Genomic DNA, 20,041 nt, shown 5'->3' with positions numbered 1-20,041 from the left:
TGTGGCACTATGACAGATACCTCACCCATTGGCTTAGATTTAGAACAACAGCTAGATAACGTGTTATCGTTTATCACTCAACCAAACAGCGTCCCTCACAGTGATGTTAAAGTTGATACACCTGAAAACACGGTGAATAAAGCGCTGTATTATTTAAAAAATGAACAACCTCCCCTCGCAGCTAAATGGATGCGTTTAGCTGCGATGTCAGGAAATCACCGAGCACAATTTTATCTTGGCTTATTTTTTATCAAGGGCCAAGGCGTGCCTAGTAGTGTATTTCATGGTGCAGTATGGCTAAGTTTAGCTAGTAGCCAAGGTTATGAACCCGCCACAGCAGCCCTTACAGATCTTCGTAAGCATCTCACTACACGTCGCTATAAAGATGCTCAGTGCTATGCAGCAACACTGTATGAACAGATCCATCAACAGCAATTTTCACACTTGATCCCAACTACTGTATAAAAAATGATAATGGTCACTTTATATCGTTCAAAATATCAACACCCCTGATAAATAACTAATACACTGATTTTTAATAAATATTTAGTATTCATTATGTGTTGCATCTTTATGGTGATCAGCGAAAGCTGAAAATCGTATAAAAAATTAGCAAAAAACACTTGCACCAAACAACTGTATAAACTACTGTATACACATACTGTATAAACAACCAGTGAGTGAACATTATGTTACAGCCAATTACCGTAAGAACTGTTAAAAGCTACCAACAAGATAACCAAAGCGCATCAGTTAACTTAATTCAAATTGAAGATGAGATCTCAGCAACGTTTGAATTGCTAAAGGTATTGCACCATTACAATAATCAAAATGCATGGACATTACTGATTGCTCCTGATCACGTACCGAGTAAAGCACTACTTGATTCATGCTCTATTGATACCAGTAAGTTACTAGTAATACGCCAAAAGCACCTTGTTAATTTAGAGTATGTTTTAAACTCTGCATTACATAATGGTAATTTTGCAGCAGTGATCACTTGGACAGACATTGTAAAAGATAATCAAATTGCTGATCTATCGTTAAACTTAGATCAAGCTAGTGCCAAGTTATACTGTTTTACTAAAACCCAACAAAGTACAGATATAGCATTAGCGCAATAAGCTGTTAAAATGGCGCTTTTGAATCCTAACGATTGAACATGACTTCACTTACTGACAGTAATTGCTTATGCGGCAGTCAACACAGTTATCAAGACTGCTGCCAAAAGCTCCATTTAGGCACTAAACAAGCAACCACAGCAGAGCAACTTATGCGCTCTCGCTATGTAGCCTATGCATTAAAAAATGCCAAATATATATATCAAACATACGCCCAAGAAAAACAAGCTGAAAATCCAGTCAAAGAAATCGCTGAGTTTGCCAACAGCTGCCGCTTTATTAAATTAGATGTGATAGATGCAGAGCAACACGACAGCACTGCTGATGTTGAATTTTGCGTTAGTTATTTTTATCAAAACTTATTTTGCCAGCTGCATGAAAAATCTAATTTTATAAAAGAAGCGGACCTATGGCGCTATATAGATGGTGAAATATTCCCTATTGCAGATATTAAAATTAGCCGTAATGATGAATGCCCGTGTGGTAGTGGTAAAAAATATAAAAAGTGCCATAGCGTGTAGATAATTCCTTGTATAAATTAATGCTGCAAAGAGCATTCATGCAGCATATACCCACAAACAACCCTAGAGTGCCCCCTTAAACTGTTATAGCGCTCAGCATTAACGTTATTATTTATGTGCTGAGGACCCTTTCCCACCAACATAAAGGGAACAAATGTTAATTTAATAAAATCATGAATGAAACCTTCTTAAAAAAAAATTAAAAATCAAACTTGTTATTATTGTCATTTATTTTTATACCAAAAAAAAACACATAACATAATGATTTAAATTAATTAAAACCATTTAGAAACAAATAAAACAAGCCTAAATAATGAATTAAAAACTAAAAAATCAGTAATTAATATTGCTAAAGATTATATTTACCGCAATAATGCCACCGGTAGCACTGAAGTACAAGCATTAAAAAACTTGATTGTGTTAACTAATTTTACAATTAATTAATTTAATTATTTTGATCTAAACACACAATTATTAGGAACAACAATGAGTAAAAGTACACTTTTTAACTACTCGGTGCGGGCTTTAGCCATTACTGCTGCAATTTATGGCCAAAGTGCGTTTGCGAATGCGTCAGGCTTTGCCACATCAAATGGCGGAACAACCGGTGGAGCTGGCGGTGATATTGTTTATGCAACAACTGGCACGCAAATTCATCAAGCTTTATGTAACCGAGCATCAAGTGACACACCAATTATTATCCATGTTGAGGGCACCATAAATCATGGCAATACCAGTAAAGTTTCTGGAGACAGCTGTAATACTGGGCCAGATTTAATTGAACTGAAAGAAATTAGTAATGTGTCTATTATCGGTGTAGGAAGCGGTGCTCTCTTTGATCAATTGGGCATTCATATTCGATCTTCTTCAAATATCATTATTCAGAATGTCCATGTCAGAAACGTCAAAAAGTCTGGCTCCCCTATTTCAAACGGTGGAGATGCAATTGGCATGGAATCGAATGTTAGTAATGTCTGGGTCGACCACGTGACACTTGAAGCCAGTGGAGGAGAAAGCTCAGGTTATGATGCATTATTTGACATGAAAAGTAATACTAAATACGTAACGTTATCATACAGTATTTTACGTAATTCAGGCCGTGGCGGCCTTGTTGGCTCAAGTGATAGCGATGAGAATAACGGCCCTGTAACTTTTCATCATAACTACTATGAAAATATCACTTCTCGCACGCCTTTATTAAGGCATGCTACAGCTCATGCTTACAATAACTATTACAATGGGCTTGCTTCATCAGGAATGAATCCACGTATTGGTGGCAAAATGCGAGCCGAGAATAATTACTTCAAGGATTCAAAAGATCCACTGGGCACGTTTTATACAAACGACATGGGTTACTGGCAAGTCAGTGGTAATATTTGGGATAATATCGATTGGTCACAGCAAGAAAGCAAACTTCACCCTGCTGGACCTAACCCAAGCTCCACCACAACAATCAACATTCCTTATAGCTATCAACTTGATAATGCACAGTGCATACCTAGCATTATCGCTGCAACAGCGGGAGCAAACAAAGGTTTACAAACATCCAATGGGCAGTGTGGAACAACAACACCAACCGATCCGACACCGACACCAGATCCAACTCCTGAGCCAACCCCCGCAGGCGAAAACCTAGCACTCAATGCTGGAGTGGATGGTAGCTCAAAGGCCAGTGGTTCAAGCTATGGAAATGCTAATGACGGCGATACCTCTAGTTACTGGTCACCGGCATCGACAACAGGCACCATTAATATTAAAAACCTAAATACGACTATTAATGCAGTGAGAATTATCGAAACAGCTGCAAGCAAAGGACGTATTACGGCTTGGTCTTTAGTCAACTACAATACAGGTGTGACGCTAGCGAATGGGGGGGCAGTACCAAATGTGATCACGTTCTCTGATATTAACTTATCAAAAGTAAGTTTTGTAATTCACTCAGCCAGCGGCGTACCACAAGTTGCAGAATTTGAAGTTTATAATGGCTATACAGATGGAGCTAATGGCAGCGTTACCAATACCTTAGTTAATGGTAGCTATAGAATTACGCCAAAACACAGTGGTGCTTCACTTGATGTAGCTAATTGTGATACTGCTGATGGGGCAAATATTAGGCAATGGTCTTGGCTTAATAATAATTGCCAAAAATTTAATATCACCACTGTTGACGGTGTTTGGCATCGTATTTCACCCGCCAATGCCCCAGCTAAAGGATTAGAGGTTTATACCCATTCAACAACCGCGGGGGAAAATATTAATCTTTGGACCTACACAGGTAGTTATAACCAGCAGTTTCGCTTCCAAAGTGCGGGCTCTGGTAAATGGCGTATAATCAATCGCAATAGCGAACTGTGTTTGGATGTAGATGGCAGCAAAACCAGTGATGACGCTAATATTTTGCAGTGGACATGCTTAGCTGGTGCAGAAAATCAAATGTTTGAATTAACCAGACAGTAACCCATAAATTACGCAGTGAAGGGCTTAGCTAAGTCCTTCACTGCGTAAACTCTGGGTCCATAAAACGTTGTTTATGAAGCCTGTAAATGGTGGTTAAATTTATTACGATAACCGTTACTTCTAATAATACTCCGCCAATTGAGCCAACAATAATATTATTGATAAGCCATAAACATGAGCCACAAAATAAAACCCAGCGCATGGCGATCCCACTCAGGCAAAATAAAGCGTAACTACCTAAACATGCACCTAAAACAGCAATATAATCAGTCCACTGCTGCGCCGTCAAATAGCCAATCAAAGCGGTTAAAATAATGAATATACACGCCACCCAAGTTGCCTTGGTTTTCATTGACACAGCGGTCCGCCCTGCTGAAAATAAGCAGCATAACGATGAGGTTACAGCATTTAGTAAATAAAAATGTAAGGCGTGATTCAAATTCATCACAATCATCATTAATTTAAGACGGCGATCATCTTTTTGCATAAAACACAGCAATGCTAAAAAAAAACTTAAAAAACCGAAGCCTTGCGCAATAAATGTATCTGCCACCAGCATAACCCTCTATAAATTTCCCTTAACCACGTTCAGGTGAACCAAAACTACAATAAACCACACCGTTACATATTATTTTCAACCATCGTTTTAATCGTTTTTGCTTTAACAAAATGGTCTAATTGATGAGTGTGTATCCACCAGGTCGCGGCTTCCATCAATAACTCTGGGTCATCATTTTTATTTGCAAAGAAGGCATAAAATGATAACCCTACATTATCACCTTTCGCCGCTATTTTTTTATTGCAAACTTGAATGATCTTCGCTCTTAACTCATCGCGCATTAAATCTTTGCAGCCTTTATTTTACGCTATAGCGCATTTCAATTAATGGGTGTTCGCCAACGGTTTCTACATCTTTGACGTAATGAAAACCAAAATGTTGGTAATAATCACGTAAATAGGCATGGGCATGAATTTCAATCACAGTAAGACCTACTTTAGCTGCATGCGATAGCAAAGCATTAATAAGCAACTTTGCGACACCTGCTCCTCGGTATTGTTTTAACACCGCAATTCTTGCCATAACAGCACACCACTTATCACGTTGGACTAAACGCGCTGTTGCAACTAAAGAGCCGGCATCAGTCACTACAACATGTACGGCCTCTTTATCTAAGCCGTCCAAATCTAACTGTTGCGGAATACTCTGTTCGACAACAAATACCTGCTGGCGAATAATATGCGCTTGCGCAATTAATTCCGGGCTATTGCCTAGCGTAACTTCCATTGATTACCCTCTCTTCCAGATAATCCATTAAACACTCTATTTTAAGGTGTCTAATAACTCAGCTATTTCAGCTTTTAAGGCTTTGTCTGGGATTTTATTTGCACTAACCTGTGCAGTTTGTAGACAGGCAATAGCGGCATCAGTTTGACCAAGCTCGACATGCATGGTTGCCATCGCATAGCCAATTGACGACATATAGTCTTTGGCGTTAATAGCTGTCGCTTTAGCTAACGCCTTTTCATATATCAACAAAGCATCAGCAAACTCATCGGTAAAATCAGCCAGTGTTTCCCACTGAACAGGATGATCTTTCTCAGTATTTTCATGTTCGATGCACAGCGCTTTTAACTGCTCGTAAAGTGAATCAAAGCTCACTTGCTGTTGCTGTTGCGCTGCATTCATTAGCTCACCTGCGAGCTCCAATACTGACTTATACAGTTTTGTATTCATCATTCTATCATTACCTTTTGTTAGAAATAACGGCCAGCTCATTAGATTGCGTAAAGTAATCCCAAACAAGCAATCTATGTGAGGCCAATAACGCGCTATTCTAATACACTCTACGCAAAAATGATTCATGCTAAGTGATCACACTACATGTTTTATTATCGCAGGGCAAAAAGGTCTGTTTAATAAAGTAATTGTTCAATTGCAGTGGCTCAGCGCACCTTCCAACTGGGTTAATATTAACCCTCAGTTTTAACTGCAGCTTTGTTACTTGCATGAATAAAATATAATGCGATACCTAAGCAAATAATGGCGCCAATTCGAGTTGGTGTAAAAATTATTATGTCATTACCGAACCAACCAAAATTATCAATAAGCATGCTCATACATAATTGCCCAAAAATAACCGCAACCGTTGCAACCGCAGTACCTATGCGTTGTACCGCAAACACCATAATCACGATATAGGGCACACCACACATTGCCCCGAGTAATTGCCATTTAGGCACATCTATTAATGTCACCGCGCGGCTAGGTTCAAAGTAAAAAATAAGTAATCCGGTGATCAAAGCACCAACCGAAAAAGTCAAAAATGCGCAGCGGAAAACGCCCACTTTACTGCCAAGCTGAGCATTAATTGCAGCTTGAATACTTAATGTAGCGCCGCCAATCACAGCGAGAATTATCATTATTAACGTCATTTTCGTCCCCTACCCTTGTGCCATCAAAAGCAATGCAATAATAATAAAAACCAGTGCGACAAGCCGTTTCCGGTCGACCTGACGATGTTGTGTGCCAAATAAGCCGTAATGATCGATCAATAAACTTTTCGCTATCTGCCCCATTAAAATACCGATCATCGTCATAGCAATACCTATAACTGGTGCTGTTATCGTCAATATAACGACATAAACCGGGCCTAAAACGCCGCCTAATAATGTCCATGATGGTTGCTTGAAAAATGACGGGCTATTGCGAGGACTAAAAAATAGCATCAACATAAAGGTAAGCGCAGCACCCACACTAAATACACTGAAGGTAGCCCATAGCTCTCCAACTTCGCCGCCTAAAGGGCCCAATAGACCCGCTTCTACAGACAGCCCCATTCCTCCCATCACCACAATTAGAATCAAAATAAACTGCATGCAAATCTCCTATTAATAAGAAATTGATCATAGCCTAGTGATTCAACGTAAAAAATGGGATTATATAGAAAACACTTTTGCAGGATTTGCACAAATGAATGATATTAGCTCAATTAATATCCGCGCATTAAAGTTCTTTATTGACGTGTATCAAAGTAAGAGTTTTTCTGTTGTTGCTCGCCGTGAAAATGTATCCCCTTCAATGGTCTCGCGGGTGATTTTGCAACTTGAAGAAGCCCTTGGTCAGCAGCTTTTTTACCGTAACACACGCGCAATAATGCCAACCGAAGCGGGGAGAATTTTTCACGGCTATGCACGTTCAATGACTGAACAGCTCAGCGAAGTACGCAATGAATTGCAAGACAGAGCAAGTCAGCCAAAAGGTTTGATCAGAATTAATGCTCCGGTATTTTTCGGCCAAAAACACATTGCACCTTGGCTTGGCGAGTTTTTAAATCGCTACCCGTTAATTCAAGTTGAGATGACGCAAACAGATGATTTTATTGATCCGCATACCGATGCCGCTGACATAATTTTTCGTATTGGCTCACTCAGCGACTCATTACTACACGGCAAAACATTAGGCGTGCAAACATATCATTTGGCGGCATCTCCCGGTTACCTTAAAAAGTATGGCATACCTAAACAACCATCAGATCTTAGTGAACATCATGGTTTAATATATCGCGGCTCATCGGGGCAAAATCGATGGTTATTTAAAAATAATTCATCCATATGGCAACAACAAGCGGTTATACCTACCTTAGTATCTAATAATGCCGAAACGCTGCTCATTAGCGCATTAAATGACATGGGAATTGTTTTATTTCCAGACTGGTTAATCGGTGAAAGCCTAAAAGCTGGAACCCTAGTATCCATTTTAGGTTCGTTTGCACCAACAATAAAAGTAGGCTCACAAAACATAACCGCAATTTACCCAAACACAAAGCAACCACCGCTAAATGTGCGTGTTTGCATTGATTATTTTAGCGAAGTGTATGGCAACCCCGTTTATTGGAAGTACCAAAATTAATTTATGAGCCCATGATTAGTGATTTATCTCACTCCCTTTAATCATGTATTTTAGCGTCAATCAAGGGCTGCTTTTGTAGACAATATTTTAAATTACGAGTAGATTTATGTATCAACAGCTAAGCTCATATTTTCAATCGTGGTAAATTTTATGCTCCCTACAACACAGCCTATTTTTTGGCGTGATCCCGCATTGCCATGTATAGAGCTGCGCCAAGTACTTGATGGCCGACGCGTTACCTATGCCCCTCATTCACATCAACAATGGTCAATCGGGGCTATTTTAGCTGGGCAAAGCGAGTTTGTTTGTGAAAACCGCCTACACCAAGTCAGCCAAGGCCATCTAGTGATAATGAATCCTGATAAAGTGCATGCCTGTAACCCACAGCAAAACTCTGCGTGGGCGTATTATATGATGCACGTCGATAAACAGTGGTTAACGCAGTTATTATTTGAATCCCAAGTCAGAGCCGAGCCATACTGGCAAGATAGTCGTGTAGATACCCTAAACGCGCCATTGCTATATCAAGGGTTTGTCAGTCTCTGCAAGTTACTACTATCAAACACTCCTGTTGATGCTAAGCGTCGTCAATTGCATCAGTATTTTATTGAATTATTTAACCACCTAGATAGCAATTCACGTACAGGAGAACCCACTTTACTCGCTCCCAACAGGCTTTATCAAGTGGCTCATTATTTAAATAAGCACAGCTTAGATGACACCTCAATTAGTAGCATCAGTGAACATTTTGGTTTTAGTACCAGCTACTTAGTGCGCGCTTTTAAACGTCATTTTAACATGACTCCTCATGCTTTTCGGCTAAATCGTCGCATTCAATTAGGCCAACAAGCACTGAAAAAAGGACAAGCGATAGCCAGTATTGCCTACGACAGTGGCTTTAGTGATCAAGCTCACTTTCAACGTGTATTTAAGCAACGTGTTGCCGCAACTCCTGAGCAATACCGGCGCTCCATACCATTAGTTTAAATTACTAATAATACACAACTGCCCAGCAGCAACAATGCCAGCGCTTTATTCATCAATCGTACTTTCGCAGCGCTTTGAAAATGCTGCCCCAACCGCATCCCAAGCCATACCCAACAAGCAAGTGATAGCCAGCAAATCGGTAAGTACACACTGGCAAAGGTAACAAGCTCTGTACTTAAAGCATTGGGGATATACGCCGCAATCCCCGATAACGAAGCCAACCACGCCTTAGGGTTAAGCCATTGCATGATAACTCCAGTCATGAAAGTGGGCGCGCGGCGACGATCTTTATTATCTAATGTGCCATCATCGATAAATAATTGGTAACTCAAGTACACTAAAAATGCGATGCCAAACCACTGTAAAATAACTGTGAGCCACACCAGTTTATCCACCAGCAAATGCAAACTAAAACCAATAAATAAAAATAATACGATAAAACCTAACGTTGCCCCCGTCACAAATAGCAGGCCGCTTCTTGTCCCAAAGCGAGCGCTGCAACTAAGTGAAAGTAGGTTTACTGGGCCTGGCGTAATAGAGGCTGCTAAGGCAAATAATGCCATTGAGATGATCACAGAAAAAGTCATAAATGTACTTAAGTAATTAATTTACAGAGGAGTATTAATTTTCATCGGTGTGCCGTATTGAACAAAATTGACCTCATGCAATAATAATCGACTGGTGTATCCGCCTTGAGTAACAATTGCTGTATAGTGAGCACACAAACTTGCAGAAATGTTAATTATGAAAGAATGTAATCAGTGTGGTAAATGCTGTATTAAATACGGCGATGGCGATCTCAGTGCTACGCAAGAAGAAATTGATCTTTGGGAAATTTTTAACCCTGACATTTTCGCATTTGTTAAAAATGAGCAAATATGGCACGACCCGCACACAGGGGAAAAACTAAGCCGATGCCCTTTTCTTGAATTAGCCCCTAAAGCAGCATCCCATGAAGCGGATAAATACACCTGTAGTATTTACTTAGATAGACCAGAGGATTGTCGTCACTACCCTAGCCTGATCAGCGAAATGGTAAGGGACGAATGTGAAATGATCGAAGTCATTGATTTAGAGAACTACAAAAAAGCACAAACCAAGTTAGATTTAATCATGCAAGACAGCCGCCCTGCTGGTTATTGATTATTAACACTTTACTGCTCTTATTAGACTAAAGGTTTAGAGCCAATTGGTTAACCAACCTCGGCCTTATCCGCCGTTCACCTTCAGTTTTTGCTCGTTAAAATTAAATTAAAACAATGATATAAAACAATAAAATACATTCATGCTTGGCAATTTGGTTACTTAATATACTTACCGTTTTCAACACCATGCTCGACCTTTGCCTAATCGTAATTGTGGCGTCCCTGCTTTACTGTACCAACTCAATATTCATAGCTTATATACCCAAACGACCTCAAACTCGCATCTGAGGTGATTTGGGTATAAAGCTGTTTTTTTATTTTGAGTAAGCAACTTATGTTGCAGGAGAAGTAATGACAACAACGCAAAAAGATGACTCTTCATCCCAAGTTGAGCAGGTAAGCGATACTCAAACCGTTTCCGATAGCTATAAAAATCTTCATAAACCCAGTTCTGAATTCGCCAGTCGAGATGACTACCTTGAGCATGAACTGCAAATTATGCAGCCCAAGCGCTGGCGCCCTAATTTACCTTTTCGCGATTACCGTTTCGAATTTGAAGACACAATCCCAGCGATGGCAGGAACCATAGGCAAAGTTGTAATGGTAGGTGCAATTGCCGCCACATTTGCAGCACCGCTTGGCTTGAGTGATGCCTTTGTGTTAGAAAACGTGCGCTATGAGTTACTCATAGTGGCTATTTTTATCATCTTGTTCTCTGGCTTTATTTTGCCCACTGCAAACTTAGCGGGCACGCACGGGCCATTGATCCCACTCATTCCTATTGTGGTCGCCGCGGGCGGTCACCCTATGGCATTCGGGTTGCTCATTGGCGCGTTAGGATTGCTACTTGCGATAAGTAAAGGAGGTAGTTTACTTGCACGGCTCACCAGTAAAGGCGTGTGCGGCGGGTTATTACTCTATTTGGGCTTTATCGGTACCATATCACAGGTGAAAAAACTGTTTGCATGGGCCGAAGAAATCCAAATGACCCACATTGCTTTCATTGTTATTTTGGCCACTATATTACTGTATGCGTTACTCGAACATTTTAAAAAACGTTGGTTAGCGGTGCCGCTCAGTTGTCTCATTGGTGGCTTAACAGCTTTTGCTTTAGGTGCACCGTTTGAATTTAAAACCGCCCCGGGCTTACCAAATATGAACCCAATGTATTGGTGGGGCGAAAACACCGGTTGGATGCTAGGTTTACCTACCCTTGAAAGCTTTGTGGTGGTATTACCGTTTGCGATACTTGCGGTGGCCATGTGGTCCCCAGACTTTTTAGGGCACCAAGTGTTCCAAAAGATCAGCTACCCAAAACGTACTGAAAAAGTGCAAATGAATATCGACGATACAATGCTCAGCGCATCGGTTAGACAAACGTTTGGTTCTATTTTAGGTGGCTCTAATTTCACCTCATCTTGGGGGACCTATATTGTGCCTGCTGCAATTGCTAAGCGCCCTATTCCAGCCGGTGCAATTTTAACTGCATTATTCTGTGTGATTGCTGGGGTGTGGGGTTACCCAATGGATCTTGCGATTTGGCAGCCCGTTTTATGTGTAGCGTTAATTGTGGGGGTATTTATCCCTTTGTTAGAGGCTGGCATGGAAATGACCCGCGAAGGTAAGACCACGCAATCAGCTGCCATCGTGGTATTTGCTTCAACGTTAGTAAACCCCGCATTTGGCTGGTCACTTACCATGTTGCTCGATAACTTAGGCTTAATTGGTTGCAAAGATCGCAGCTCAGAGCTCACTCATATGAGCCGCTGGATCATTCCATTGATCATGTTTGTATTACTCACCAGTGTTATGGCCATGGTCGGTATGCTGCCAGGCATTCCTGCTTTGCTAGAAAACTTTAGGCATTAATACCAAAAATGGGGAAGCCTGCGAGTGCTTCCCCATTTTCAAACTATTTTATTCGTCTTGTAACGCCATCGTTGCCAGTTTCATAATACTGGTAAATGACTCAGCCCCTGCGATAAACAAGCCATTATGGCAAAACATTGCATCATCAATACCCGTTTCAGTTTGAAACTCTTTATCGGATAAACCCGCCCATGCTTTTGGCAATGATTTTCGATCTTCGAATGAGCCTGGCTCCACTGGCACAGTTTGCAAAATCCATTTACCTGAGTGCGATGGATAAACCATATACAGTGCTTGTTGCGATAACGCATGCACTGTTTTTTTCCAAGGTGTATATTGTTCTAACACAATAACGCGAGGATCGTCTGCGTTTTCAATCGCTTTTGCAACAATTGCTTTAGCATTGATACTGCCACTGGCCGAGGCTATAAAACGCGATAAAATACGCATTGCAAACTCAACCGCTTCATCAAAACAACGATCAAACTGACTTTCCTCTTGCCAGGTTGGATTAAACATAGAAATAGTTTGGCTTAGACTGATCCCTTGCGACACACCTTCAACATGACCACAATCAATGGCATCAATTGTAGATACTAAAGATGAATCAACAGCTTTAACGATATTTTCATCGCCGTGGCACAGTTGTAAGCCATATTTTTGCCAAATTAAACCGAATGACGAGTATGGAATACCGTTTTCACGTTCACCTGCGCCACCACGTTGATGGTGGTCAAAGCGCCCAGCTTCTGGGTCATATTCACCGCCCACATCGATAACAATATCAGCTTGTGCTATCAACTGCGCATCACGTGTACGTACGAGCTTAAAGTCAGGAAAAACATGCCTTAGTGCTGCGATACTAAACACATCATCTGCATGAAAATTACCATTGTGGGTTACTACTGTTAAATCATTCATATATTTAGTGTCATTTTTAGAAAAGGAGTAAGAAGACGGCGTAATGTAAACAGCTCAGTGAAAGCACTCTGGGTCAGTCTAAATTACAAGCACAGCAGTATACGCTATCTGCGCTGCTGTCACAAAACAGCACTGCGTTTTTTGCAAAAAACGGTTCAACGCAACTGCTAAATAATATTATCGCCTTGCTCTGGGTCACGTGAGCTATCGGCTTGCTCTCGAATTTCATCAGCATCACTGCTCACATCATCAATATCAGTGTGCTTGTGAGCGGTTGTCTTGGCTTTTTTCTCTGGAATTGCAGGGTGTGGCAGTTGTTTTTGTGGCTGCTCACTCGTTGGTGTATTTAAAATAATTCGCTCTCGAGCATCATCAGGCATGCTAATACCGTGCTCAATAAAGCTGTTAACCATTTCTCGCATTAACTGTGATGCCACTTTAACTGTGCTGTGTTGCTCACTGTTAACCCAAAAGTATATGGTTAAGTTGATAGTGGCAGAGCCCAGTTCATCCAGTAACACTTGCGGGGCTGGATCGTTTAGCACCGCCTCTTGTTGACTCATTAAACTTACGGCAAGTTGTTGCGCCGCACGTATGTCGTTATCGTAGCCTATACCTAACTTAAAATGGCCGCGCATTTTGGGATTTGCAGTGAGATTTTTAATCACATTTTTATACACTGTCGCATTAGGAATTTGAATATGGTTGCCATCAAAATCAACTAAAGTGGTGGCACGTGCAGTTACTTTTTTAACTACGCCTAAACGACCATCAACTTCAATCACATCATCTATACGAAAAGGCCGCTGTACGCTCAACAGCATACTTGATATAAAATTCTCAGCAATATCTCTAAATGCAAAGCCTAAAATCAGACCCACTAAGCCAGTGCCACTCATCACCGCTACAGCAAATTCACTTAAGCCTGCTAATCGTAAAAATAAATAAACACCAAACAAAATAATTACAATGCTGATGAAGCGACGAGTGACAACATGCAGTAATCGGCTTTCACTCACATAACTGATGGGCTTAACAAATAAATAAGACAGCGGCCTCGCAAGCAAATAACACACTATAATCGCTACAATTCCCAACGTAAGCGCAGGTAACATTTGCCAAGTACTTTGTAAAAAATGCGCGATCTGTACATTAATTGCTTGCCAAGATACAGGATCGATAGCAACGGGTTCTGCATTAACCTTGAGTGAAGGTAATAAAATAAACAATTGATTTTTAATGATATTGATGATTTCCATATACATACCTAATTGCTGATCAGCTATAAATATTAACTCTAATAGTAAAAATTATTGCAAATAAAACGCCAGTTTAAGCTGGCAAGCACTTTGCACTAACCTCTAGTGTCTAACGTCCGTCTAAGTCTAATGATCTTAATAAATAACCTCTAATAAATAGTGACTAAAAAATTTAAGCAAGGAAAGAATATGGCACAGAAACAGCGTGGCTTTACGGCTAATAAACCAACAGATATTCCATTGCTTGGCTGGTGGGATATCTGCAAACGGGTTTACCACAGCCTGTCGCAAGATAACTTATCGTTTGTTGCCGCAGGCGTCGCCTTCTATGCATTACTGGCTATTTTCCCTGCTCTGGCTGCCTGCGTATCAGTGTATGCTTATTTCACTTCTCCTGCGGATATCAGTGAACACATTAGTAAATTCATTACCTTATTACCGCCAAGTAGCCGCGAAATCCTTATGCAGCAAGTATCAGAGGTCACTCAACAATCACAGAAAGTGTTGAGTATTAGTGCCGTTGGTACGCTTTTACTAACGGTATGGAGTAGCAGTAAAGGCTGTCAGGCGTTGATCACGGCTTGCAACATTACTTATCATGAGCATACCAAAAGGCAGTTTTTCAAAGCGCTGTTAATACGCTTTTTATTCTCACTTGGCGCTATCTTTGTTGCTGTAGTCGCACTGCTGATCATTGGTATTTTACCTATTGTGATCAATATCGTTGGCCTCAAAGACAGTATTGATACCGTAATCAAGCTACTCACTTGGCCATTACTGGCTGCAACCTTTCATTTTGCATTGGCATTTGTTTATCGTTATGCGCCACATAGAAAACCAGCCAAGTGGCGCTGGGTTACAACGGGCTCAATCATGGCAACAGGGCTTTGGATCATCGCATCATTAGGGTTTTCATATTACGTGTCACAATTTGCTTCATACAATGAAACATATGGCTCTCTTGGTGGCGTGGTGATCATGCTGATGTGGCTGTATATCAGCGCCTATATTATTATTTTTGGTGCAGCCATCAATGCCAGCACGGAGCAACAAACCATGCTTGATAGCACCATTGGCCCTGCCCGTGAATCTGGCGAGCGTGGTGCCTTTGTGGCCGATCACTTAACTAAACAACAGCGCGAGCATTCTTCTAAATCGAATGAATAGTGCTATTTTTACCCATGGTTGTTTAATTTTAATGTGATTAAATGAGCATATACATGATCCGGAGCACAATAATGAAAGTAATTAAACAACTCAATAGCCACGCAACCCAAGATGGTGATGGCGTAAACATCAGCCGTATTCCAGGCTTTGATGGCAAACATTTAGATCCTTTTTTAATGATCGATGAATTAAAATCCGACGACCACAGTGATTTTATGGGTGGCTTTCCAGCGCATCCACATCGAGGAATAGAAACGTTTACCTATATTATTAAAGGTGGCTTTGAGCACCAAGACCAAATGGGTAATAAAAAAGCTATTCGCGCAGGTGATGTACAATGGATGAGCACCGGCTTTGGTGTTATTCACAGCGAAATGCCCCTGGCAGATTCAATTGAGGGCATGCACGGTTTCCAAATTTGGCTCAATATGCCAAGCACTGAAAAGCTCAGAGCACCGAGATATCAAGATACTACCGAGCACCCAGCGCCAGCACATAAAAATAGCCAAGGTACTCAACTAAAAGCGCTAGCTGGCAGTTGGCAATTTGACCAGCATGAGCAAGTTTCAAGCCTGCAAGAGCTGGCAGCAAATGGCATGTTAGCGGATGTAACTGTGCCGGCAGGCGCTGAGTTTACTCACCCACCAGTGACACCAACCAAAGTGATGATTTATATTCACACAGGCTCAATCAACACTGAGCAAGGTGGCCCTGTAATGGCCGGTAGCTTACTGATTTTAGAGCCTGGCAGTGACATTAAATTTAATTCTCAAACCGGCGCGGGGGTACTTATTTTAGCCGGTAACCCACTGAATGAACCGATAGCTCACATGGGGCCGTTTGTGATGAATACGCAAGCGCAACTCAAAGAAGCAATTAGTGATTATCAAAGCGGTAAATTTGGTACCTTTTAATACAAAATACAGGAGTCAATTATGGGATTACTAGTCAACGGTAAATGGCAAGACAAGTGGTACGATACCGACAAAAGTGACGGTGAGTTTAAACGCGAGTCAGCACAATTACGTAACTGGGTAACCGAAGATGGTAGCGCTGGTCCATCCGGAGAAGCAGGGTTTAAGGCTGAAAAAGGCCGTTATCACTTATATGTTTCACTAGCTTGCCCTTGGGCGCATCGCACCTTGATTTTCAGAAAATTAAAAGGCCTTGAAGACTATATTGATGTATCAGTGGTAAGCCCAGATATGCTTGATAACGGGTGGACATTTGATAAAAATAATCACAGTACAGGGGATGCGTTATTTGATAAACAATTTATGCATCAAATTTACACACAAAATAAAGCTGATTATTCAGGCCGAGTGACCGTACCCGTTTTGTGGGATAAGCAGCAAAATAAAATTGTGAGCAATGAATCCGCAGAAATCATTCGCATGTTTAACAGCGCCTTCAATGATTTAACAGGCAATGAGCTCGACTTTTACCCCGCTCACTTACAGGCTCAAATTGATGAAATAAATGAGCTGGTATACAACAACATTAATAACGGTGTATACCGTACAGGGTTTGCAACCACACAAAAAGCCTATGAAGAGGCATTTAATGACTTGTTCAGCGCGCTGGATAAAGTAGAAAGTATTTTACTCAAGCAGCGTTACTTAGTGGGTGACACATTAACTGAAGCAGATTGGCGACTGTTTACCACCTTGATCCGTTTTGATAGCGTGTATGTTGGGCATTTTAAATGTAACCTGCGTACCATAGAATGCTATCCTGCACTGAGTGAGTATTTACGCGAGCTTTATCAAGTTGACGGGGTAAAAGAAACGGTTGATTTTTATCATATTAAACGGCACTACTATTTTAGCCATACCATGATAAACCCAACCCAAGTAGTGCCTAAAGGTCCCAACATAGATTTTTCGCGCCAACATAAGCGCGGCTAACTGTTGAAACTTGCTATAAATTAACCCCAGCAAAATAACTGGGGTTAATCTTACTAATCGCCTTTTTAAACCAACTTACCACTGTATTTCATTGATAATATAGCCAAAATAACTTTGTTCTCCGACTAGGTTTACTCTTTTATCCTTAAGCGTTAATAATTCAGCTTTATCTAAATACCATCTTACTGAATGTGTTTCTTCATTTGCTAAATCGGCAAACTTTAGCTCTACACAGTGCGCTTCATAGTCACTATTACATGTTGTTGCCTCTACTAATAAATATTCTTGCGACCAATACTCAGCTAAACGGTACTGTGCCCATAACTGTATTGGGATATTGATGAATGTCCAAAAGTAAAAGTAAATAAACACAGGACTAAAAAGCAGCGTAAAATACTTAACTAAGCGTCCCTCAGCAATAAAGTGCTCATCTAAACTTTCCTTCACTTGAGCAAAATTCTTATAACGGCTAAAAAGGTAACCAATCGTCAGCACTGTCAGCGAGGGTAAAACCCAGTTGAGGATAAAATGGTAATTAGCGTTAGGAATAAATGCGGGATCCACACTTTCATGCCAGATGATAAAACCGCAAGGCATGATGCAGGTAATAAATAATATTAAAATAATCCAAAAAAGCTGAGTTTTTGCCATAAAAATTTAAAATCCTTATAAATTATGACCTGAGGTGGCGTAGTAAGTGCCTATTATACAAACTATAGCAGTGTAATTTGAGTAAAACCGTACAACATACGTTTAAAAAAATCTTAATCCTTAATGGCTTGTTCGATGGTATGTGCATTGACTGGCTGATTTATACTACCTTTTATTACAACGGTTGCAGCAATTTTATCTTGAATCGCTTGGCGGTTTGGATCCCAATAAATTTGTAAAAACCCTAATAAACCAGTCGCAAATCCTGCGCCGTAACCACCGTAGCGGCCAAACGAATCCCATAGACTTAAATATTCACCACTGAGTGCGACTACTCGAATGTCACATATTTTTTTGCCCGGTGTTTGGCCTTTCCAAAGCAGCGAAAATAGTGTGAAGTACACAGCAGCCCAACCAAAGCCAAGGCCTAAATCTTGAATAATGCCCTTGCCCCACTGCAGCACGCTATTTACGGGTTCTGTTTGCGCGTTTTTGTCTTCAAGAGCAGGCTTAGCACCATCAGCTTCAACCATTACTTGCAATAACACGCGAGTGACCTGCTGATTTTCAAGCCCCTCAATTTGGGAAAGTGTCGGTACTTGCGTCAGTAAATTAGCCAATGCATTACTTTGGCATGATTGGTCACAATGTTGATTTTGCGCTGTGTTAGCTAAATACGTCTGGATCAGCTGCTTTTCGTCTGTAGTTAATGGCATTTCTTGGTTGATTTTTATCCCTTGAATTGCGCTATCGTCCTCAAAAAAATCAATGGCGAGTGAAAGTACTGCCAACGAACTTACAAATAGTATACTGGCCGCGGTCACTTTTAGTACTCTACGCCAAAACATCGACATTTTCGGTAGATGCTTTTGGGCTGTGCCTTTATAAAGAGCCATTGCAGCCACAAAGGCGATTAACGCAGCGCTGAGTTTTGCTGCTACAAAAATCAACATAACATCGATGATCATCGCCACAGCACGCCGTGAAGGAGACGCCAGCGGCAACCCCAATAACGCTTGATCAAGCTCAAATGCATAAGGAGTAATGACTTCTCTAGTTTCAGCACGCGTTAACCCTAACTCTTCTATTTGTTCGACTTTCATTATGCTCTCGTCCTTAAACATTATTCCGCGCTGTTACAGCAGCTTTAACAAATTACTTTTTATCAAACCATTAAAGCCAAATTATCTATAAAGGGTTTATTTTCCTCATCAATGATTTGAATTATCTGTTTGTGTAAACGCTTTTTATGCTCGGCGAAAATGGCGCGTTTTTTATCAAACGTAGCGGCAAATGTCATCGCATCAATAAGTAAGCTTTGCTGATCTGTTGAGGCTTTTTCAATAACGTGGTCAATTGCCAGCTCTGCTCCAGATACGCGACGCCCTGTTAGTTTCATTTCATTAAAACGGTAGTAAGGCATGGTTTTTTTTACAAAGGCAATCATGCCCGGCAGAAATGGAATGGATAAATCTACTTCGGGGAAGCAAAAGAAGCCTCGATCGCCGCGCATAAACCTAAAATCACACGCGCACGCTAAAATTGCACCGTTCCCAAAGGCATGGCCATTAATCGCTGCGATCACAGGCATTGGAAACAGTAATAAGGTTTTAAATACATCGTCCATATCATGCATAAAGCCACGTATTTCATCGGCTTTATTAGCTTTCATCGCTGGTAGAAACCAATCCGTATCGATACCTAAGCTCCAGCACTTTTCATCGTTTGAAGTGATCACTAGCGCTTTGTGCTGCTCGTTTTCTAATACCTGTGCAAGTGTATCTTTTAATGTTGCTGCAAATTGAGGGTTTTGGCGGTTTTCGCCGTTGCTTAATGTGATTACAGCAACGCTGTCTTGAGTCGTCAATGTCATAATACTCATGAAAATCCCTTGATATTTTTATTGTCATTCTGTAATGGAGCTCCTCTTCAATAACTAGAGGATTATTAACTTATACCCAAACCACCTCAAGATGCGAGTTTCAGTTGGAATTAAAAGTGATTTAGGCAAGGCATTGATTGCAAGTAATAGTGGTTCTATTGTTAAAGTCAATAACGCAGTATAAATCGCTTTTAAACCAACCCTTTGGGCGTTTCACAGGCACTTACTCTCAGCGTTGTTACTT

23 protein-coding genes are annotated in these 20,041 nt (G+C 40.8%); 11 read left to right on the top strand and 12 right to left on the bottom strand.

All coding sequences use genetic code 11. The annotated features are described in order from the left end of the window. Positions 1–9 precede the first annotated feature (9 nt). The 4 genes from V7783_RS12780 to V7783_RS12765 all read left to right on the top strand — a co-directional run bounded on the left by V7783_RS12780 (position 10) and on the right by V7783_RS12765 (position 4,099). Complete coding sequence (locus V7783_RS12780; RefSeq protein WP_335679039.1) at positions 10–465, top strand: tetratricopeptide repeat protein; 456 nt, start codon at positions 10–12, stop codon at positions 463–465. A gap of 224 nt (positions 466–689) precedes the next feature. Next, a complete protein-coding gene (locus tag V7783_RS12775) occupies positions 690–1,124 on the top strand; it encodes a SulA-like leucine-rich domain-containing protein (protein ID WP_335679038.1) in 435 nt (144 codons plus the stop codon). A 38-nt stretch (positions 1,125–1,162) separates the two neighbouring features. After that, positions 1,163–1,642: a YchJ family protein gene (locus V7783_RS12770; RefSeq protein WP_335679037.1), complete on the top strand. Its 480-nt coding sequence runs from the start codon at positions 1,163–1,165 to the stop codon at positions 1,640–1,642. Between the two features lie 486 nt (positions 1,643–2,128). Further along, positions 2,129–4,099: a pectate lyase family protein gene (locus V7783_RS12765; RefSeq protein ID WP_335679036.1), complete on the top strand. Its 1,971-nt coding sequence runs from the start codon at positions 2,129–2,131 to the stop codon at positions 4,097–4,099. Positions 4,100–4,136: 37 nt separating this feature from the next. On the opposite strand, the gene V7783_RS12760 is transcribed toward V7783_RS12765, so the two are convergent. From V7783_RS12760 to V7783_RS12735, 6 genes are all read right to left on the bottom strand, one after another. Beyond that, positions 4,137–4,658, bottom strand: a complete 522-nt coding sequence (locus V7783_RS12760) for a YgjV family protein (RefSeq protein ID WP_335679035.1) — start codon at positions 4,656–4,658, stop codon at positions 4,137–4,139. 62 nt (positions 4,659–4,720) lie between these two features. Further along, positions 4,721–4,939, bottom strand: coding sequence for a DUF6500 family protein (locus V7783_RS12755; protein ID WP_335679034.1), 219 nt, complete (start codon positions 4,937–4,939; stop codon positions 4,721–4,723). A 16-nt stretch (positions 4,940–4,955) separates the two neighbouring features. Further along, entirely contained in the window at positions 4,956–5,384 is a 429-nt protein-coding gene (locus tag V7783_RS12750; protein ID WP_335679033.1) for a GNAT family N-acetyltransferase, read from the bottom strand. A gap of 36 nt (positions 5,385–5,420) precedes the next feature. Then, positions 5,421–5,837 carry a tetratricopeptide repeat protein gene (locus tag V7783_RS12745; protein ID WP_335679032.1) on the bottom strand — a complete coding sequence of 139 codons (417 nt, stop codon included), beginning with the start codon at positions 5,835–5,837 and terminating at the stop codon, positions 5,421–5,423. Between the two features lie 233 nt (positions 5,838–6,070). Further along, complete coding sequence (locus V7783_RS12740) at positions 6,071–6,532, bottom strand: DMT family transporter (protein WP_335679031.1); 462 nt, start codon at positions 6,530–6,532, stop codon at positions 6,071–6,073. 9 nt (positions 6,533–6,541) lie between these two features. Beyond that, complete coding sequence (locus V7783_RS12735; protein ID WP_335679030.1) at positions 6,542–6,976, bottom strand: DMT family transporter; 435 nt, start codon at positions 6,974–6,976, stop codon at positions 6,542–6,544. A gap of 94 nt (positions 6,977–7,070) precedes the next feature. Here V7783_RS12735 and V7783_RS12730 point away from each other — a divergent pair, with 94 nt between their 5' ends. Together V7783_RS12730 and V7783_RS12725 are read left to right on the top strand one after the other, a co-directional pair. Further along, positions 7,071–8,009: a LysR family transcriptional regulator gene (locus V7783_RS12730; RefSeq protein WP_335679029.1), complete on the top strand. Its 939-nt coding sequence runs from the start codon at positions 7,071–7,073 to the stop codon at positions 8,007–8,009. Positions 8,010–8,159: 150 nt separating this feature from the next. After that, positions 8,160–8,996 carry an AraC family transcriptional regulator gene (locus V7783_RS12725; RefSeq protein ID WP_335679028.1) on the top strand — a complete coding sequence of 279 codons (837 nt, stop codon included), beginning with the start codon at positions 8,160–8,162 and terminating at the stop codon, positions 8,994–8,996. Here V7783_RS12725 and V7783_RS12720 read toward each other — a convergent pair. Then, complete coding sequence (locus V7783_RS12720) at positions 8,993–9,583, bottom strand: LysE family translocator (RefSeq protein ID WP_335679027.1); 591 nt, start codon at positions 9,581–9,583, stop codon at positions 8,993–8,995. The genes V7783_RS12725 and V7783_RS12720 overlap by 4 nt on opposite strands. Before the next feature lie 157 nt (positions 9,584–9,740). Between V7783_RS12720 and V7783_RS12715 the strand changes: the two genes are divergently transcribed. Further along, positions 9,741–10,139, top strand: coding sequence for a YkgJ family cysteine cluster protein (locus V7783_RS12715; RefSeq protein ID WP_335679026.1), 399 nt, complete (start codon positions 9,741–9,743; stop codon positions 10,137–10,139). A 353-nt stretch (positions 10,140–10,492) separates the two neighbouring features. Further along, a complete protein-coding gene (locus V7783_RS12710; RefSeq protein ID WP_335679025.1) occupies positions 10,493–12,010 on the top strand; it encodes a DUF3360 family protein in 1,518 nt (505 codons plus the stop codon). Positions 12,011–12,058: 48 nt separating this feature from the next. On the opposite strand, the gene V7783_RS12705 is transcribed toward V7783_RS12710, so the two are convergent. Together V7783_RS12705 and V7783_RS12700 are read right to left on the bottom strand one after the other, a co-directional pair. After that, entirely contained in the window at positions 12,059–12,931 is an 873-nt protein-coding gene (locus V7783_RS12705; RefSeq protein ID WP_335679024.1) for an MYG1 family protein, read from the bottom strand. Between the two features lie 167 nt (positions 12,932–13,098). Then, positions 13,099–14,190: a mechanosensitive ion channel family protein gene (locus V7783_RS12700; RefSeq protein WP_335679023.1), complete on the bottom strand. Its 1,092-nt coding sequence runs from the start codon at positions 14,188–14,190 to the stop codon at positions 13,099–13,101. Between the two features lie 189 nt (positions 14,191–14,379). On the opposite strand from V7783_RS12700, the gene V7783_RS12695 reads away from it, so the two are divergent. The 3 genes from V7783_RS12695 to V7783_RS12685 all read left to right on the top strand — a co-directional run bounded on the left by V7783_RS12695 (position 14,380) and on the right by V7783_RS12685 (position 17,264). Beyond that, positions 14,380–15,357, top strand: a complete 978-nt coding sequence (locus tag V7783_RS12695) for a YihY/virulence factor BrkB family protein (protein ID WP_335679022.1) — start codon at positions 14,380–14,382, stop codon at positions 15,355–15,357. A gap of 71 nt (positions 15,358–15,428) precedes the next feature. Continuing rightward, a complete protein-coding gene (locus tag V7783_RS12690) occupies positions 15,429–16,271 on the top strand; it encodes a pirin family protein (RefSeq protein WP_335679021.1) in 843 nt (280 codons plus the stop codon). 21 nt (positions 16,272–16,292) lie between these two features. Continuing rightward, a complete protein-coding gene (locus tag V7783_RS12685; protein ID WP_335679020.1) occupies positions 16,293–17,264 on the top strand; it encodes a glutathione S-transferase family protein in 972 nt (323 codons plus the stop codon). 75 nt (positions 17,265–17,339) lie between these two features. Here V7783_RS12685 and V7783_RS12680 read toward each other — a convergent pair whose 3' ends face one another. From V7783_RS12680 to V7783_RS12670, 3 genes are all read right to left on the bottom strand, one after another. Next, a complete protein-coding gene (locus V7783_RS12680) occupies positions 17,340–17,915 on the bottom strand; it encodes a hypothetical protein (RefSeq protein ID WP_335679019.1) in 576 nt (191 codons plus the stop codon). A 113-nt stretch (positions 17,916–18,028) separates the two neighbouring features. Next, positions 18,029–19,018, bottom strand: a complete 990-nt coding sequence (locus tag V7783_RS12675; protein ID WP_335679018.1) for an RDD family protein — start codon at positions 19,016–19,018, stop codon at positions 18,029–18,031. A gap of 62 nt (positions 19,019–19,080) precedes the next feature. Then, positions 19,081–19,797, bottom strand: coding sequence for an enoyl-CoA hydratase/isomerase family protein (locus tag V7783_RS12670; RefSeq protein WP_335679017.1), 717 nt, complete (start codon positions 19,795–19,797; stop codon positions 19,081–19,083). Positions 19,798–20,041: the final 244 nt, after the last annotated feature.

The organism is Pseudoalteromonas sp. (assembly GCF_036960685.1).
Lineage (GTDB): Bacteria > Pseudomonadota > Gammaproteobacteria > Enterobacterales > Alteromonadaceae > Pseudoalteromonas.
The sequence above is the reverse complement of the archived record's forward strand: the minus strand, read 5'-3'. Positions and strand labels throughout refer to the sequence as shown.

Coding starts and splice junctions, on each gene's coding strand:
- V7783_RS12700 (WP_335679023.1), bottom strand. CDS start 14,190: ATGGAAATCATCAATATCATTAAAAATCAATTGTTTATTTTATTACCT.
- V7783_RS12725 (WP_335679028.1), top strand. CDS start 8,160: ATGCTCCCTACAACACAGCCTATTTTTTGGCGTGATCCCGCATTGCCA.
- V7783_RS12730 (WP_335679029.1), top strand. CDS start 7,071: ATGAATGATATTAGCTCAATTAATATCCGCGCATTAAAGTTCTTTATT.
- V7783_RS12745 (WP_335679032.1), bottom strand. CDS start 5,837: ATGATGAATACAAAACTGTATAAGTCAGTATTGGAGCTCGCAGGTGAG.
- V7783_RS12740 (WP_335679031.1), bottom strand. CDS start 6,532: ATGACGTTAATAATGATAATTCTCGCTGTGATTGGCGGCGCTACATTA.
- V7783_RS12770 (WP_335679037.1), top strand. CDS start 1,163: ATGACTTCACTTACTGACAGTAATTGCTTATGCGGCAGTCAACACAGT.
- V7783_RS12690 (WP_335679021.1), top strand. CDS start 15,429: ATGAAAGTAATTAAACAACTCAATAGCCACGCAACCCAAGATGGTGAT.
- V7783_RS12755 (WP_335679034.1), bottom strand. CDS start 4,939: ATGCGCGATGAGTTAAGAGCGAAGATCATTCAAGTTTGCAATAAAAAA.
- V7783_RS12670 (WP_335679017.1), bottom strand. CDS start 19,797: ATGAGTATTATGACATTGACGACTCAAGACAGCGTTGCTGTAATCACA.
- V7783_RS12765 (WP_335679036.1), top strand. CDS start 2,129: ATGAGTAAAAGTACACTTTTTAACTACTCGGTGCGGGCTTTAGCCATT.
- V7783_RS12710 (WP_335679025.1), top strand. CDS start 10,493: ATGACAACAACGCAAAAAGATGACTCTTCATCCCAAGTTGAGCAGGTA.
- V7783_RS12780 (WP_335679039.1), top strand. CDS start 10: ATGACAGATACCTCACCCATTGGCTTAGATTTAGAACAACAGCTAGAT.
- V7783_RS12705 (WP_335679024.1), bottom strand. CDS start 12,931: ATGAATGATTTAACAGTAGTAACCCACAATGGTAATTTTCATGCAGAT.
- V7783_RS12680 (WP_335679019.1), bottom strand. CDS start 17,915: ATGGCAAAAACTCAGCTTTTTTGGATTATTTTAATATTATTTATTACC.
- V7783_RS12760 (WP_335679035.1), bottom strand. CDS start 4,658: ATGCTGGTGGCAGATACATTTATTGCGCAAGGCTTCGGTTTTTTAAGT.
- V7783_RS12675 (WP_335679018.1), bottom strand. CDS start 19,018: ATGAAAGTCGAACAAATAGAAGAGTTAGGGTTAACGCGTGCTGAAACT.
- V7783_RS12750 (WP_335679033.1), bottom strand. CDS start 5,384: ATGGAAGTTACGCTAGGCAATAGCCCGGAATTAATTGCGCAAGCGCAT.
- V7783_RS12695 (WP_335679022.1), top strand. CDS start 14,380: ATGGCACAGAAACAGCGTGGCTTTACGGCTAATAAACCAACAGATATT.
- V7783_RS12715 (WP_335679026.1), top strand. CDS start 9,741: ATGAAAGAATGTAATCAGTGTGGTAAATGCTGTATTAAATACGGCGAT.
- V7783_RS12720 (WP_335679027.1), bottom strand. CDS start 9,583: ATGACTTTTTCTGTGATCATCTCAATGGCATTATTTGCCTTAGCAGCC.
- V7783_RS12685 (WP_335679020.1), top strand. CDS start 16,293: ATGGGATTACTAGTCAACGGTAAATGGCAAGACAAGTGGTACGATACC.
- V7783_RS12775 (WP_335679038.1), top strand. CDS start 690: ATGTTACAGCCAATTACCGTAAGAACTGTTAAAAGCTACCAACAAGAT.
- V7783_RS12735 (WP_335679030.1), bottom strand. CDS start 6,976: ATGCAGTTTATTTTGATTCTAATTGTGGTGATGGGAGGAATGGGGCTG.